At 55.9% G+C, this 16770-nt stretch carries 13 protein-coding genes and 1 pseudogene; 4 read left to right on the forward strand and 10 right to left on the reverse strand.

The features are described 5' to 3' along the window. On the reverse strand, positions 1–225 hold a 225-nt coding region (locus tag F0184_RS08875; RefSeq protein WP_150495835.1), incomplete at its 3' end, for a transposase. Between the two features lie 515 nt (positions 226–740). Between F0184_RS08875 and F0184_RS08885 the strand changes: the two genes are divergently transcribed. After that, positions 741–1850 carry an FkbM family methyltransferase gene (locus tag F0184_RS08885; protein WP_150495836.1) on the forward strand — a complete coding sequence of 370 codons (1110 nt, stop codon included), beginning with the start codon at positions 741–743 and terminating at the stop codon, positions 1848–1850. Positions 1851–1914: 64 nt separating this feature from the next. Further along, positions 1915–3018, forward strand: a complete 1104-nt coding sequence (wecB, locus tag F0184_RS08890) for a non-hydrolyzing UDP-N-acetylglucosamine 2-epimerase (RefSeq protein ID WP_206668326.1) — start codon at positions 1915–1917, stop codon at positions 3016–3018. A gap of 13 nt (positions 3019–3031) precedes the next feature. Here wecB and F0184_RS08895 read toward each other — a convergent pair. From F0184_RS08895 to F0184_RS20515, 6 genes and pseudogenes are all read right to left on the reverse strand, one after another. After that, positions 3032–3133, reverse strand: a pseudogene (locus tag F0184_RS08895) (IS5/IS1182 family transposase); the annotation flags it as partial. 104 nt (positions 3134–3237) lie between these two features. Further along, positions 3238–4074 (reverse strand): IS3 family transposase, encoded by an 837-nt coding sequence (locus tag F0184_RS08900; protein ID WP_150495838.1) that lies wholly within the window; start codon positions 4072–4074, stop codon positions 3238–3240. A 273-nt stretch (positions 4075–4347) separates the two neighbouring features. Beyond that, complete coding sequence (locus F0184_RS08910; protein WP_150495840.1) at positions 4348–4995, reverse strand: class I SAM-dependent methyltransferase; 648 nt, start codon at positions 4993–4995, stop codon at positions 4348–4350. 45 nt (positions 4996–5040) lie between these two features. Beyond that, positions 5041–6084 carry a hypothetical protein gene (locus F0184_RS08915; RefSeq protein ID WP_150495841.1) on the reverse strand — a complete coding sequence of 348 codons (1044 nt, stop codon included), beginning with the start codon at positions 6082–6084 and terminating at the stop codon, positions 5041–5043. Positions 6085–6167: 83 nt separating this feature from the next. Beyond that, on the reverse strand, positions 6168–7142 hold the full coding sequence (locus tag F0184_RS08920) for a glycosyltransferase family 2 protein (protein WP_150495842.1): 975 nt from the start codon (positions 7140–7142) through the stop codon (positions 6168–6170). After that, positions 7139–8323, reverse strand: coding sequence for a glycosyltransferase family 4 protein (locus F0184_RS20515; RefSeq protein WP_172972057.1), 1185 nt, complete (start codon positions 8321–8323; stop codon positions 7139–7141). The genes F0184_RS08920 and F0184_RS20515 overlap by 4 nt, the downstream gene beginning before the upstream one ends. A 162-nt stretch (positions 8324–8485) precedes the next feature. Here F0184_RS20515 and F0184_RS08930 point away from each other — a divergent pair, with 162 nt between their 5' ends. Further along, entirely contained in the window at positions 8486–10003 is a 1518-nt protein-coding gene (locus F0184_RS08930) for a glycosyltransferase (RefSeq protein WP_150496114.1), read from the forward strand. Positions 10004–10050: 47 nt separating this feature from the next. On the opposite strand, the gene F0184_RS08935 is transcribed toward F0184_RS08930, so the two are convergent. Continuing rightward, positions 10051–11085 (reverse strand): glycosyltransferase family protein, encoded by a 1035-nt coding sequence (locus F0184_RS08935; protein ID WP_150495844.1) that lies wholly within the window; start codon positions 11083–11085, stop codon positions 10051–10053. Between the two features lie 331 nt (positions 11086–11416). Here F0184_RS08935 and F0184_RS08940 point away from each other — a divergent pair, with 331 nt between their 5' ends. Continuing rightward, positions 11417–13786, forward strand: coding sequence for a methyl-accepting chemotaxis protein (locus F0184_RS08940; RefSeq protein ID WP_150495845.1), 2370 nt, complete (start codon positions 11417–11419; stop codon positions 13784–13786). A gap of 200 nt (positions 13787–13986) precedes the next feature. Here F0184_RS08940 and F0184_RS08945 read toward each other — a convergent pair whose 3' ends face one another. Both F0184_RS08945 and F0184_RS08950 read right to left on the reverse strand, forming a co-directional pair. Further along, positions 13987–15483, reverse strand: coding sequence for a lipopolysaccharide biosynthesis protein (locus tag F0184_RS08945; protein WP_150495846.1), 1497 nt, complete (start codon positions 15481–15483; stop codon positions 13987–13989). A 63-nt stretch (positions 15484–15546) separates the two neighbouring features. Continuing rightward, entirely contained in the window at positions 15547–16614 is a 1068-nt protein-coding gene (locus F0184_RS08950) for a glycoside hydrolase family 5 protein (RefSeq protein ID WP_150495847.1), read from the reverse strand. Positions 16615–16770 lie beyond the last annotated feature (156 nt).

The raw sequence follows: 16770 nt of genomic DNA on the forward strand, positions 1-16770 counted from the left end.
CATCGCCATCTCGGCGTACATCTTCTTCAAGCGGCGGTTCTCCTCGGCCATGGCCTTCATTTCCGCCATCAAGGACGCATCCATGCCGCCATACTTGGACCGCCAGTTGTAGCAGGTCGCGTTGCTGCTCCCGTGTTCCCGGCAAAGATCGGCAACTGGCACGCCGCTTTCACCCTGCTTCAAAATCGCAAGGATCTGGCTTTCTGTGAATCTCGATTTCTTCATGTCGTTCTCCAAGCGCATCAAAGGCCGGAGAAGTCCAATTTTCAACCCAATGGTTTTCGGGGATGATTACCCCAACCACCGGCGTCTTCTGGAGCCGATAGGAAACATCCCTCCGGCTGAAGCGGAGGAACAGTACTACGCCACGCTGGATCAAGAGGCCGTGGCCGTATAACTTAGCCCAAACAGCCTTCGGCAAACCCGGCGCGGTTTAAATTCGACGCTGGAAAGCCCCCCAAACAGGCCATAGCCGCAATCATTAGAAAGCTCATGATCCTTGCAAATGCACTCATCAGAGACGGACGTAAATGGGCCCCATCTCTTCCTTGACCAAAACGGATACTTTAGGCTGTAGCAATCGAGTTCAATTGGCAATGGACAAGTGAAAGCTAAAATGCAATCTATCACATGAGACAAGATTAGGCATCCTTCCACAGCCAAATGAATGTAGAGGACTTTTATATCCTGAGGGTGGCTAGCAAAACTAAATATTCGTTAATTCACAGAAGATACGCGGCATGACAGAATATGATGAATTCGACCTAGGGCCAATCGGCACAATCGAAAAATATTCAGAACTTATTTTATGGGAGCGTACTGTACAAATTGCTTTAAAAGACTTCTGCATGGATGGCTGCACCGTTTTGGACATTGGCGCTAATTTAGGAGGTGTCTCCATTGCGCTTTCTCGCATGGTAGGCAAAACTGGGATGGTGTATGCTTTTGAATGCAATCCTCGTCTTGCTGAATGGTGCCGTCGAACTATAGAAGTAAATAATGCAGAGAATGTCGTTCTTGATGAACGTGCCGTTTATTCGCAAACTGACATGTCAATAGAGTTTTTTTGTGAGCCAAGCTACTATGGCCACGGCTCGAGTTTGATTGAGCGTCAAGCAGACAGTGTTGGAGTTGCAGTCAAAACGATTTCTATAGATGATTTTTGTAGCGAGAAACAGATAAATCCGACAGCAATTAAAATTGACGTTGAGGGTGCTGAATATGATGTTTTGGTTGGTGCAGAGAAAACACTACAGGAAGTCCAACCTGTAGTGGTATACGAAGATATTGGCAATGTGAGGGCTAAACGGGATCCTATAGATATTTTAGTGCGAAACGGTTACAGACTGTACGATGCAGCGCTTTACGAGCATGTGGATCGCTCGTTTTATGATGAGCGGAAAGGGGTGGCGAATGTGTTGGCTATACCCCCAAGACTTCAGAAGAAATACAGCTACCAAAAACTCCATCTCTGCACAAAAATTGGCCGCGCCACGATTAAATTATGGCCCGGACGCTATGTACTAGAATGTGACTTAGCCAGTGAATCGACGGAAATTGGATGGATAAAATTAACTAACATCACTTCAGGACAGGTTGAGTGCGTTTATGAGACGCGAGTGAACTGGCTCAAACACCACACAAGTTCATCTCTTGTGGCGGACGTTAAGGAAGCTGCTTTATATGAGGTATCAGTAGGCAGTGACAATGATATATCTGATTTACGATTAGATAAAATCCGTGTGTATGAGCTTGATAATATCATATCTGGGTCTCAGATTGAAGATCGTATATCTTCAGTTGAGCAGAGTATTTTTGAAGTATTGCAAAAACTAAATGGCAGTGGATAGAATAGTCACTCACTCTGAATTATATCTGTGATATACAGTTTTTCGATTTGTTGTAGGATGAATGATGAAGAATATTGTTTGTATAGTGGGCACCCGACCCGAATGCATCAAAATGGCGCCCGTCATAAAATCTTTCGCTAACTCCGATTGGGCGAAAGTCTATGTTGTAAGTACTGGTCAACATAGAGAGTTGGTAGCTCAGACTCTGAGTATTTTTGAATTGAATGTTGATATTGACTTAGACGTTATGCAGCACGGTCAAACGCTATGCGGATTGAGCAGCAGAATCTTCGAGGGTATCGAAACGGTATTTGAAACACTCAATCCGGATCTGGTGATTGTTCAAGGTGATACAACTTCCGTCATGGTAGCCGCTATAGCGAGTTTTTATCTTCAAATACCAATCGCCCACGTGGAGGCAGGTTTGAGAACCGGAGATATCAAAAGCCCGTTTCCTGAAGAATTCAATCGTATCGTGGCTGGAATTGTTTCTTCCCTTCATTTCGCGCCAACGAAAAGAGCATTCGATAACTTGCTGAAAGAAGGAAAAACGCGACATTCTGTATATCTTACCGGTAATACTGTCATTGATGCATTGTTGGAGGTATCCGCGCGTGATCTTCACTGTCAATACCCTACCTCTGATAAAAATGACCTCGTACTTGTGACCGCTCATAGACGTGAAAATTTCGGCGAGCCTATCAAGAATATCTGTAGAGCAATTCGTGAATTGCACGATGAACGAAAAGATCTTGAGTTTGTCTATCCGGTGCATCCAAATCCCAATGTGAAAAGTGTGGCTCAAAGCTATCTTGGTTCTCTAGAAAGAGTTTATTTAATTCCTCCGGCTAATTATGAGGAGTTAGTCACACTGATAAAAAAATCGAGACTTGTGTTGACAGATAGCGGTGGAATACAGGAAGAAGCTCCAGCACTAGGTAAACCCGTTCTAGTTCTTCGCAACGAAACCGAACGCCCCGAAGCGATTGAAGCAAATGTTGCAGTATTAGTCGGTTCAGATCGAATAAAAATAAAAAAATGGGTATATCAATTACTAGACGATAATATTCTTTACGACTCGATGGCATCTGGGGCTTCTCCATATGGTGACGGAAAAGCAGCCCTTCGTATTGAGACTATTTGTAAGAACTTTTTACATCTAGCCTAGGGTTCAGGCTCAATCATAGCCAGAATGCGACGAGTGTTGCGAGGGCGACAGCGGACAGAAAGTTACTGGCGAGTTTGTCGTAACGGGTTGCGACGCGCCGGAAGTCCTTGAGGCGTTTGGAGTGCTACCCAACGTGCCCTCGAGGTGGGCTAGAGTTTTCCGGCTTCTGCACTGAGACCCAACCCTGGATCGCCGTAGGTTGGAGTTTTCCGGCTTGTTTCACGGTGACGGGCTGGGGATGCCACCGTGATTATGCAGCGCGATCGGGACGTTGTACCCGATCGCCGAATGAGGCCGATCCTCATTGTAGTGTCTACGCCAATCCTCCATCTTTTCGCGGGCGTCCGCAAGCGTCAGGAACCAATGCGTGTTCAGACATTCCGCCCGGAACTTGCTGTTGAAGGCTTCGATGAAGCCATTATCAGTCGGCTTTCCGGGCCGAGAAAAGTCGAGCGTGGCGTCATTTGCATAGGCCCACAGGTCAAGATCACGGGAGATGAATTCGCTGCCATTGTCCACCCGGATCGTCTTCGGATAGCCAATCAGGCCGCAAACCCGTTCCAGGGTTTGCACCACATCCTCGCCGCGATAGGTAAAGCGTGGATCGGTCGCCGGACAGAGCCGTGAATGGGTATCGACGATGGTCAGGATGCGCAGCTTCCTGCCTGTCGCCAACTGGTCGTGGACAAAATCCATCGCCCAGACTTCATTCGGCGCAACCGCTTCCTGGCGGTCTTCACGCAGCTTCGCTTTTACCCTTCGCTTGGGGTGCTTGTTCCTGAGCTGAAGCCCCAACTCATTGTAAATTCTGCGTGTCTTCTTCATGTTGACACTACCCAGGTCCGCAACGATCTTCTTGAGCCGATTGTTCTCATCCTCGAGTTGCTTCAACCGACGCATCTCGTCAGGCAACAGACCCGCATACTTCTTTTTACAGCTGAAATATGTCGCCTGGCTGATCCCTGCCTTCCGGCAGATCTCTGCAACCGGTACGCCATCATCGCCCTGTTTCAGAATGAACGCCTTCTGCGCGTCCGAAAACTTCGATGCCTTCATAAATTCCGCTCCTTCTGCCAGCCGGGATCCTAGCGCGGAAAGCTCCAATCAAAAACAATCCAGTTTTCGGGGTTCAGAGCACATCAAAGGCCGGAGAAGTCCAATTTTCAACCCAATGGTTTTCGGTGATGACTACCGCTCAATGGCCGCCCATTGCTCATCCGACAGCCAAAACAGGTGTCCCATAAAAGCCTCCAAATCACTGATTTGGAAACTTGAGTCTGATTTGCTAATTCAAATCCATTCCATCAACGGGTTTTGGCCCCAATATCTTCAAGGCTTCTGGAGGATCGTACAGCAATCAAGATTTACAACCTCCCAGTCTATGAGTGACTGCTCAATCACATTAAATCCTGCGCCTTTTGCATAGTCAGCGAAGAGCTCCGCCGACATATAATTGCGCCAATGTGGATTTTTGCGGAAGTCTTTGTCTTTTCCGCCTGCGGTGTAATTCGAGTGATGAACGAAGGCATAACCCCCATTCTTGAGAACCCGATGCATTTCCGGAAGATAGGATCTCACGATTTCCGGCGGAAAGTGTACAACACTGTCGAAGGTGTAAAAAAAAGAAAATCGATTTTCCGATAATTCCTCTAATGTATATCCATTACATCCGACAATAGAGACACTTTGATGGTCTGCATATTTATTTCTACAATAATCTAGATTATGTTCATTCACGTCCACCATCGTTATGGACCTGGCGTGGTTAAGGAGCATATCTGTGTTTCGGCCATAGCCGCAAGCAAAATCAACGACATCACTATAATCGATGCTATGTTTCTGCAGTAATGGAAATATTATGGCGTCCCAGTTTTCCTGCATGCAGCGTGCGGCAGCGGCATGGTAAGTCTCGGCGACCTCTTCTCCCCACAGAAGGCTGTTTTTTTTGACAATATTTTGCATCGACTTGAACAGCATTGACTCTTCCTCATAAGCTTTTGGGGGTCTTGTATCCCGCTCGCTTCAACTGGCCCGCTTCGCGGCTTTCTCGATGAAATGATGTAGAACTAAATCTGCCTCGAGAAGGTGATGAACCCGGTCGATCCTTCGCAATATTGTCGCCAACTGATCAACAGGTTCGAGCCGACCTTTCTGTTGCACGGTCCCGTGTGGCAGATCAAGGAACGTTTCTATTTTTCGAGCATACAGGCCATCCTCCTGACCGTCATCGAATATTGTGAACTGAGATAAAAGATCAAGAGCAAGTGTTACCTGGTCAAGTTCCGGTGGGTCATTCGGATTTGTGGCCACAAGTTGCTGAGTGAAGGGGGAGGCTAGTTTTGTTAAGATATCTTTCGGTGCATTCCGAATTACCCTAGTCACGACTTGTTCGTCTTCAAAAGAAAGGTTTTCGAACCAATCCATAACCGGCTGGAACAGTACGCGGTCGCGCGGAGCTACGAATTGGAATTTGTACTTGTTATACCGACTAAACACGAACAGTCGCATCGCGAGTTCGTAGAACGGATCCCGTAGAGATATCATTGTGTTATCGATATTATAATCTATGTATACCCGGAAGTTTTTCAGTAGAATTCGCCCGGAAACGTAGACCGAGGGTTGATGCAAAATTTCAAGCATCTGGCGGATAGTCTCGAAGCCGTGGTGTTCGATTTTGTGATCGAAAAACTGAAAGAACGGCTTTAGACTGATATCGATTTCACTATTAGGGACATAAGCTGTTTCCAATCTGAGTATTTTCCGTGGGATATACTGTCCAGGTTGAGCGCGACGATAAAAAACGAGCCCTGTATGTGGGTCAGAGACTTCGAGGTTATGCGCTAGACTTAAGCCCGGTACGTTTTCGTCGGATAAAACAAACCCTACATTTCCGGTGTCATGCAGGCCTTGTGCTTTCGCCCCTTCCACATATATCCAGCAAGGAATTTCAGATACTTGATTATCCTCGTTTAGCCGTACACTGACGATCGGTTTTGTCGAAAACCCATCAGGTACAAAGTAGCCATGAATTTCATCGCCTGTATCTTTATATACACAGAAGTTCATTTTCTAAACGCGCGTTTATGTTTTCGACATCAACCTAAAGTCTGCACTACTATACCGTTGAAGAGATATCTATAAAAGTAGAGTTATGATTTATAAAGCTTTCTATCTAAAGAAATCTTGTCTGAGAAATTTTTGGGGATTTTGTCATGATTGGTCCCTAAAAAATGTCCGAAGATCAGCGCTGCGCCCTGCGCAACCCGTAGGCTTCTTGTTTGCAGTGTTGTTCGCCCATATCGATCTGGGTTTGGCGTTTGACTAAGTGCTTGGCTGGATTGTTTTACAATCGAAGCCAGGGCTTGGAGGATGCCAGGCGACAGATCATAGCCAAAATATTTCTTGAAGTTCCGGGATTCGTCAAAGGCCCGGCGCAACTGTTCGAGCGGGCTGAAATCATGGGAGTGGTAGACCGCCGCGTCCGGCGCATATGCCTTTGCATAGCCCGCCTCGATGACGGTCCGGGCCCAGAGCTGGTCCTCGGCGAATTCCACATCGGGATAGGGGATTTGGTCCCACACCGTCTTGCGCAGAAGCGAGTTGTTGTCGGAATAAAAATGGAGGAACTGCCGCCAGCCGACATCCCGTTCGTAGCGCTCCGGATCGAGATCGCGGTGCACCACCAGCGGATGGGCGAGAAAGCCGGCGAAGTGCCGGTCAAGATCGTCCTTGGTGAAGGGCGAGGCGGTGGCATAGGCAATGTGTCGGCCGAACACTCCTGCAATCTGGTCGTCCTGTTCTGCGGCCGCCACCAGACGGGCGAGCCATGTTTCCTCCACGGGCTCCGCGTCATGGGTCAGAAAGGCCACGAATTTGGCATCCGCCATCTCGACCCCGAGGTTCCGGGTCTTGCCGTGGCCAAAAGCGTCCGGCGGGATCTCAATCAGCCGCACCCGGTCAAGCTTGCGTAGATACTCCGCTGTTCCGTCCCGCGATCCGGAATCGATGACGATAACCTCATAGGGCCAAGGCGTCTTCTGAGCGAGCACCTTGGAAAGAACCCGCCGCAAGCCTGGCAGGGCATTTTTTGTCGGGATGACAACCGCGCAGTGAAAAGCTGTCATGGAGCCGCCTTCTGCGATGATGCGAGGCTGACGCGCTCGCGCAGCGCGGCCTCGACAATCCGCGCCGATTTCTCCCAGGACAAATCATTGACAAAGGCTTCGCCGGCGGTTCTTAGCGCATCGCGCTGCTGCGGCTGCTCGAGCAGGCTTTGCAGCCTGTCCGCAATACCTTCCGGCGTGGGTTGGGCAAAGGCCATGCAGCCTTCAGGAAAGATCGCCCGCACCGTTTCGAGGTCGAGATCGACCACGGGCAGGCCGCAGGCCATCATCTCCTTGTTGACCAGCGAGTGGTTTGTGGCCGAAAAGACAACGCCGACCGCAGCCTGCCGGTAGAGCGCGGCGAGTTGCGGGCCATCCAGCACGCCGTGGTCGCGGTAACCGTATGAAACGTCCAGGTGACCGAGATCCCAGCCGAAGAAATCGACTTCGAAAGCGACGCAGCGTTCCTGAAGGATATCGAGCGCCATCAATGCCAGTTCCACGGCCCGCCGCGAGGTCACATAGCGGGCATAGAGCGCAATCCGCCCGTCGCTCCGTTTGACGGTTCCGTCCCCGGGGCCGTAGACCGATGCGTCATAGGCAAGCGGCCAGGAGACGGACCAGCGCCGGTAGCGCTCGCGCATCATCCGGTTCAGCCATTCGCCGGCACAAAGGCAATCGAAATCGAAATGATAGGTTGCCTCGCTCAGGAGATATTCGGACCCGACGGGATAGAAGGAGGGTTCAAAATCCTGCACGAAATAGAACTTGCGGAAAAATCCCCCCATCGCCTCAACCGGATAGCAGGTGAACCGGTCGGTCGCGATCAGCGCGTCGCCGCTTGCTTCCGGTGTTTCGCCCGAAAAGAGCTCAACCTTGCCATTGAAGGGCTGGAAATGGGTGTTGATCGTTACGCGCGCCGCCTCCCCACTTTTGTGTTCGGAGGGATTCTGGATCAGGAACGAGACACTGTGGCCGAATTCTTCCAGATAACGGGCGATGCGGAAGATCGTCATGTGCCCGCCGGCGCCCGGTTTGAAGTCGGGAATGACGAAAGTGATGCGCAGCTGGTCGAAATCAATGCTTGCGCAGGGGGGCGCAATGCCGGCTTTCTCGTACCTGACAAAGCTGCGCAGATGGGCTACCCGTCTGAGCAGAGGTGATTTCTTTTTCTTGAATCCTGGAAGTGTCAGATATCGCATGAACAAACTGGGGCTCGATTTTTGCCGGCTGGTCCGGAAATTACCGCACCGCGCATCAATTACCGCGACCTCCCGCCTGCAACAAGGTTTATTCCCATCTGAAAGACCATTTCGCAGTTCCGAGAGGAGCGACGGAATGACGGCATCCCGAGTGTACCTTCCATGAACCGGTTTTGCAGGGCCTGGTCGGCACGTTCCTTCCTGAAGCGCGCACAGGCGCTCGCCCATGCCATTGCTCCCGGCGATATTGCAACGCAGCAGCAAGCCTTGTCGCCAGTTGTTCTCACCCTCCTTTGCGAAAACGGAAGACCGCAACCGGTTTCGCACCCGCAGGTAGAAGTGCTGGCAGATGCCGACCTGACATGGCACTTCGTTGCACGGGCCAAAGGTCGCTTTGTCGCCCGCCTGCGCGCCGGCGATCGACTTTCTCCGGAAAACATCTGTGTTCTGCTCCGGGTGCTCCTGGGTCCCGCTGCTGGCGCCGACCTCGTCTATGGGGATGCGCTCCTCGTTGATGATGCCGGGCGACCGAGCAAGCCACTGCTCAAGCCAGCCTTCGACCCGGTGCTTTTTGCTGAAATCGACTACATTGGTGACTTTGCCGTGTTTCGCCGGGAACGCCTTCTCGAGCAACTGGAAAAAGAGTTCGACGACGAAGCTGCATCTTTCAGGGCCGTTCTGGATGGTTATTGCGAGAGGATTGACGAGTACAGGATCTTGCATTTGCCCTATCCGCTGATTGCAACGCGCGCAGGACCTGTCCGGCGGACACCTCGGGCAAAGGCGAGTTCGAAAAGAGACGGGTTGGCGCCGCCGGTCAATGTGATCATTCCCAGCCGTAACGGATACGAACTCATCCGGAGGACCTTGACCGGCGTGTTTGAGAAAACCGATTACCCCGCGCTTCGCGTCCACGTGGTTGACAACGGCTCGGACGACGCAAAGGTTCTCGATCTTTACAAAGAGATGTCCTATCGGTTCTCGAATTTCACCTACTCGGTCAAGATGGAGCCCTTCAACTTCTCTCGCTCGGTCAATCGGGGTCTCTCAGCCCTTCCGAACGGGCATGTGCTTCTACTTAACAACGACATCGAGGTGATCGAGCCTGATTGGCTGAAAGAAATGGTCGCCTGCCTTTCCTATGACGGCGTGGGCATAGTCGGAGCCAAACTGCTCTACCCGGACGAGCGTTTGCAGCACGCAGGTGTGATTGTCGGCATGGGGCAGCTTGCGAGCCACTGGTACTACAAGCTTCCGCGCGACACAGGTGGCCATTTCGACCGGTTGAAGGCACGCAATTCGATGGTTTGCGTGACCGGAGCGGTGATGCTGATTTCTGAGGCTTGCAGACAGACAGTCGGACTGATGGACGAGGAGAACTTTGCCGTAGCCTATAACGACGTCGACTATTGCATGCGTGCCTATCGCGCCGGATTTCGCGCCGTCTGGACACCTTATGCGGAAATCATTCATCACGAATCTGTCAGCCGCCGAAAGGACCGAAGCCGGGAACGAAGGCTCCAATTCGGTCGGGAGAAAGAGGCTTTGAAGCGACTGCACAATACAGAGGTTTTTGAAGACCCTGCCTATAGCCCTTGGCTCAGCAAGCGTCCTGGGCGTTTTCGACTTCGCCAACATTCAGGCATTCCCGGTCCGCGTACCTGGTGGAATCAAATCTAGCCACCTATCACCCCAATCTTGGACCCGCACCACCTGACCGGTCATCGTCACTCCTGCAGGAGGCCCAGCGTGCCGCACAAGAGCCGCGCCAGGGTGGCATGGTCGCCCAGTTCCCGGCTGCGGCTGATCTGCGCTTTCGCCAGATCGCGCATCCGGTTCCGGTCGGCGGCCAGGCTCGCGATCGCCGCCTGCACGGCCTCCGGCGCGTGATCGACCAGCAGTCCGGTCGCCTCATGCCGCACCGCCTCGACAAAGGGCGCCGTGCGGGTGTAGATCCCCGCAGCCCCGACCATGGCATGCTGGTGGAACTTGAGGTTGGACCGGCCGTCATTGACCGGGTTGGGGGCATAAGGGGCGAGGCCAATGTGAAATCTCTGCCTCGACAGCCAAGTCTGAAAGCGGGGGAAAAACATATCCCCGATATGCCGGACCTGGGGACCGGAGGGGATCAGCGCCTCACCGGATTTTCCCAGAAGCGTGGTGAGGTGCAGGGCCTGATCGGCCTCCAGCGCCGCGCGCACGCCGGGCAGAACGCCCCGGAAATCGGAGCGGTGGGTGCTGGTGCCCAAAAACACTATCCTCACGGGGTCTGGCTTCGCGAAATGGTCGAGATCCGAGACCGGTGACAGGTGTGCGGGATCGAGTTTCACGCAGGCCTTATCGCTCATGCGTGCAAGGATCTGATGGCTCGGGGCATAGACCGTGCCGATCAGCGGCATCAGACGGGTCACGTGCGTGTCGAGGAAATGGCGGACCCGGTTCCGGTAATCCTCGCTCAGATCCGTGTCTGCAACCATGGCCCACATGTCGTCATCGATCAGATACCCGATGCGATGTCCCCGACCCGCCACCTCTTGCAGCAGGGTCAAGTCCGTGTCGGTGGTGTAGCGAACGACCAGAAAGGCCGTGTGCCCTGTCTCGCCATGGCTGAGTTTCAAAATGTGCTTGCCCGCCCGCCGGACCGTCACGCCAAGCTCGCTGAGGTCGTCCGTGAGCACACCGACATAGTGGTACATCGTGGGAAGCGCCCGTTTGGGCCGGCCCCGGATGTGGTCCAGGGTCGAACTGAGAAAATCGCGCAAAATCAAGGGCCGACAACGCCTGCGTGGAACCAAGTGTGTGACATGGTTCCGTATCCCACAGCACGGGCGCAACGGCAATGCATCCGGATCTGCTGATGGATGGTTTGCGGCCGATGCGTTGCCAGGGGCGGTCCGCGCCGGGGCGCCATGGTGCTCACAAGAGAGCGGTCACGTGACCCTGACAAAAGGCCTTGAACCAAGACCCTCACCGCCAAATCTGACATGGTCATAACCCCCTTGCGGTTCAGTACGTACATTAACCTGGCATTAGTCCAACTTCGTAATTCTGAAAATATATTGGGATGCCGCTGCGCGAGCTTGTGGGGATTGCATGAATATCCGTCAAACCAATTTGGCAACGTCTTTGTCTTTGGCGTTCCTCTTTGTCGGCCTGGTCGCCTATGAGTTCACCGTTCTGCTTCGTGAAAAAGGCCAGCAACAGGCCACCGCCGGTATCGTGGAGACAGGCAGCGTCCTGAACCAGGGCACCATCGAGCTGTCCCTGGAGCGGTCGGTGATGCAGGTGACCTTGAACCTGCCCGATCCGATTGCTCCCCCGTTTCGGGCCCTGATCGAGCAACAGCGGTCTGTCTTTGCGGACAGTCTTGCGCAAACCCGTACCCTTCTGGCCAGCATCGACATCGATCCTGAAACCGTCACGTCCGCCCTCGGGGCGCTGAGCGCGGCGGAGCAGGAGATTGCCGACATCCGCCGCCGCGCGGACGCCCTTCTGGCCCGCCCGCGGGACGAGCGAAATCCGGAGGACATCGAAGCCCTGCCAAACGCCCTTAAGGGCGCCATCGTTGAATTGTCGGCTGTTCCCTCGTTGCTCCGCAGCGATGGCATGCGCGTTTCCAGCCGCTTGCAAACCCTGTTGGACATTCAGGCCCAGGCCTGGGCGGTGCGCGAATTCGGCGGTCAGGAGCGGACCTATCTGGCCATCGCGACAGCCAGTGGCGAACCGATGTCCGCCGCAAGGCGCAGCGAAATGAAGCAGCTTCACAATCGTGCGGCGACGTCCATGCTCCGGCTGAAGGCGCTCGGGCAGTTCGACGGTCTGAGTGAAACGGTAAAAAGTCAAATTGCAGATCTGGAGACGGGGTACTTTCAGGACTACCGGGCGCTTCGGGAAGCCCTCTTGAACCACGACACAAGCGAGGGGCCCTACCCGGTCTCGTTTGAGGACTTCTTTTCACGGTCCACCTCTGCCCTCGATCTGGCTGTCGATCTTTCGATCCAGGCCGGAGACCAGACAAAGGCGTTCCTGGATGAGTACAATCGGAGTTTCTGGACCCGCTTGATCGCCTTTTCCGGCTTGCTGGTGCTTGTCGTGATGGTGTGCGGTTGGCAGTTGTATTTCAGTCAGGTTCAGGTCTCCGGCCGTCTGTCCCGCCTTGCGGAGCAAATGCGGCGGCTCGCCTCCGGCGATACCCAGATCGACAGTGGGGATCAGAACCGGCGCGACGAGATCGGCGACATGGCCCGCGCCTTTCATGTCTTCAAGACCAACGCCCTTGAACGGGTCGCCCTGGAACGGCGCGCCGTCGAGGAACGCGACCGCGAACGCCAGCGGCAAACCCATATGGAACACGTGATCCGGAACTTTTCCGGATCACTGGAAACCGCGACCGGGCAGGTGAGCGAGCAGGCGCACGCCCTGCTGGATACGTCCAAGCGACTCAACACGGCCGCCGAGACCGCGACGGGCCATGCCGTCAATGCCGATCAGGCGACCGGGTCGGCGGCCTCCGGTGTTGAAACGGCGGCCGCCGCTGCCGAACAGCTTGCCATCTCGATCACCGGGATCGCCGATCAGACGCAAAAGGCCCAGGACCGGATGCGGTCGGCCGCCTTGCGGTCCCAGGCGTCCAATGAGCAGGTCAGACTCCTGACCAGCTCGGTCGATCGCATCGGGGCCGTGGTCAAGCTGATCAGCGATATCGCCCAACAAACCAACCTTCTGGCGCTCAATGCAACGATCGAGGCTGCCCGGGCCGGGGAAGCCGGCCGCGGGTTCGCCGTTGTGGCCAACGAAGTCAAGGCGCTGGCCAGCCAGACCGCGCGCGCGACCGATGAAATCAGTTCTCAAATCGCGGATATCCAGACCTCGACCCACACCACGGTGGCCTCGATCGAGGAAGTCTCGCACGCTGTCGAGGATATCCAGCAGCTGACCATCGGGATCGCCGAAGCGATCGAGCAGCAAAAAAACGCCACGAGGGAGATCGCGGAATCGGTTTCTTCCGCCTCGGCCGGGGCCGCAACCGTGCTGACAAGTGTCCAGTCCGTGACCGGCGCGATCACCACGACCAATGAGGAAGCCAATACGGTCCGAAACGCGGCGAGCGTCTTGACGACGGCGACCCGCAACATGGCGGATGAGGTTGATACGTTCCTGAAGAAGGTCTCTGAAGATGTCACCCAGCGCCGGAATGCGCTCAGAATTGCCTTGAGTGAAGTGGCCATCGTCAACGCCGGCGGAGCGCGTCAGAACGCCCAGTTCGTCAACATCAGCAAAACGGGCGCGCGCCTGAAAAACGTGAGTTCGCTGGCAGCAGGTCAGGCGCTGGTTCTCGAATTGTCGAATTACCAGAAGGTCACCTGCAAGGTTGTCCGGCAGACGGAGGACGATGTCGCCGTTCAGTTCGACGTGCCCTTAAGCGATTCCGATTTTGATCAATTGACCGTTCAAGCCGCCTAGAGCAATTTCAGTAAAAGTTGGAGACTTTTACGCTCGCGAAATTGCGTAAAAACAGGAACATAGAGCATTTCAAGTGATTCAGCTTTCACGAGAAATGCTCTAGATCAGCCGGCGATCCGCCTGGCGCGGTTTCTTCCCAAAACGGATCGGTTCTTGAGTTGCCGGCTTTGGGTGTTTTCCAAAACGCCCGATGCGCGGGATCAGCGGGCGAGCAGCCGCAGGAGGGCGATCCCGGGCCGGGCGATGCGCTGCGGCAGGACGCCCGACACGTTCGCCGCGATCCCGTCGATCTCCGCGCGCTCGATACAGCCGAACAGGCGCAGTGCGGCGAGATAGACCGCCCCGCCCGCGGCGATGGCACCGGTCAGGCCGGTCCATGTCTGATCGATCTGGTGCAGGGTCAGCGCGGCCGCCAGCGCGCAGCACAGGCCGGCGGCCAGGATCCGCGCCAGGCTTGCAAGGGGCGGCGCGATCTTGAGCGCGGTCCAGCAAAATGCCAGCAGCCAGGCAAACCACATGAAATGGACCAGCAGGCGGGCGACGGCGGCTCCCTCCGTCTCGTGGAAGGGCACCAGCACGAGCAGCAGTGCGATCGAAACGGCCGCCGTCACCGGCGAGGCCAGAAGATACATGTCCGTGCGTTCGAATGCATTGATGATGTGCGAGGGGATCACCGAAAGGGCCGTCAGGATCGAGGCCAGAAGCACGATGCCGGCCGGGCCGACCGCGGGCTGAAACTGCGTCCCGAACAGGAGCGGCAGCAGGGCCGGCATGACGGCGAAGCCGCCGAGGCAGATCGGCAGGATCAGCATGCTCATCCAGCGGAACACGCGGCTGTAGGTGGCCCGGATCTGGTCCATGTTACCGCGGTCCCGGTGAAAGCCGATATGCGGTGTGAGCCCGGCCACCATCTGCGAGGGCAACTGGACGACCAGGGCGGCCAGGGACAGGCCGACGGCATAGTATCCGGTCACGGTGGCAGTGAAAAACAGGCTCAGGAACAGGATTTCGATCCGGCCCCAGACGAGGGCACCGATCACTTCGGAGATCCAGCTGTTGCGGGCGTGGGTCTTCATTTTCTCGGTCATGACCGGAGGCCTCTGGCCCTTGCGCCCGCGCGCATAATGCCAGAACCGCAGCGCCTGGGGGACATGCCGGGCGACATAGCCCAGGAGCGCGCCGGCGGCGCCGAAGGTCCATGCGCCAAGCGCGACCAGCGGCAACTGGAGCAGGCAGCCCCAGAAGGCCAGTTTCGTCGTCTCCTTGAACCGGTCCAGGCCGCGGGCGGCGGCCATGGCCTGGGCGGCGAGGGTAAAGGCGGCGGCAAGGGCGGCGGTCACGGCCCAGAAACTGGCCGGATAGGCATCGGGCGCCTCTTGCGGCAGCAGGCCGTAGGCCAGAAGGCCCGCGCAGAACAGGATCAAGGGTGGAGTGAACCGCCAGGCCGCCGTCCGCGCCAGGCCGCCGCCGGGACAGCCGTCCTCGTCGAACCGCTTGCTGTAGCGCAGCAAAACCGCGCTGGAGCCGAAATTGACAACCATGCTGCCTGTCATCGTCAGCCAGATGGCAAAGGCGACGACGCCCGCGCCTTCGGGCCCGAGCAGGCGGGCGACGATGACGCTGCTGGCGAACCCCGAGATCAGGGAAGCGGCCGCCGCCAGGGTGCTGAAGACGGCGGACCCGAGAAGGCTTTTCATGTCAGCGGCCCCCCGCGGCCGCGCCGCCGAAGAGATGAAATCCGGCGGACGCTGTTGGCACACTCATTGGACGGCACAGGCAAGCCCGCTGTTGGCCCTGAAGGAGGGAAGCAGCGCGCGCATCTGCGGGGTGTCTTCAAGCCCGCGCGGGCCCTCGGGGCCATCCGGGTCCTGCGGCTGGATGGACAGGGGGTAGCCGGTCCACCATTCCCCGGCGGCCCAGGCGGCCCAGCCGATCCAGGCATCGCCGCGTCCATCTACATAGGCGGTCACCTGCTTCAGCCCTTCCAGGCAATCAGGGGAGTCCGATCCGCCGAATTCCCCGAGAAACCCCTGGAAACCATGGTCCACCAGCCAGCCGGTCACCTTGTCCAGCGCCGCGATCGCGTCGTCCGTCCGGGGGCAGGTGGTGTCCTTCCCGGAGAAGTTCCGGTCCAGATACTGATGAAAGTCGAACACGAAATAGCCAAGCGGATCGGCGACCCCGGTCATCACCTGCGCGTTCGATCCGCCCTCCTGGCTGGCGAACCAGTGGGACGCGCCGGTCCAGATCGTGCCCGGCACCATGATGAGGTTGTTTGCCCCGGTCTCCCGGATCGCGGCGATGGCCGCGTTTGCGGCGGCAAGCCATGTGGCCGCGGTGAGGCCTTCGGGTTCGTTGTTCAGCAGGAATATCACGTCCTCCCGATCCGCGTAGCGGGGCGCCAGCCGGCGCCACAGGTCGGCCAGCGCCTCGATGGGAACCGCAGGGGTTCCGATCTTGCCGTCATGGTATCCGCCGTAATTGTGCGGATCCAGGATAACGGTCAGCCCATGGCTGGTTGCCTGACGCACAGCCTCATCGAGATGTCCGAATTCCGTCTCGTCCAGCGGGCCGAACAGGTCTTGCTGAACCCGTTCCCACCGGAACGGCAAGCGGACCACATTGATGTTGCGCTCCGCCAGCGCGGCGAATGTGGCGCCAGAGGGAAACTTGTGGCTGCGGCCGTAAACACCGGGAAGATGCTTTTCGCCAAACTCTCCGCCAGCGACATTCGCGCCGCGCAGGCACTGATGATAGGTCATGGCGGCGGCGGCGGGCATGGTCATGAGGCCGATATGCAGCAGCATCATGAAATATCTGTAGACCATGTTTCTCCGTGGACCATGTTTTTCTGGCGACCATGTTTTTCTGGCGATCATGTTTTTCTGCCGATCATGTCTTTCTATCGACCAGGACTGTCCGCAGTCCGTGGCCGTGCCGGCTGCGACCCTGCCGCCGGATTGCGGCCGGGGCCACGCCCAAAA

This window comes from Roseibium aquae (assembly GCF_008711285.1).
GTDB classification, from domain to species: domain Bacteria; phylum Pseudomonadota; class Alphaproteobacteria; order Rhizobiales; family Stappiaceae; genus Roseibium; species Roseibium aquae.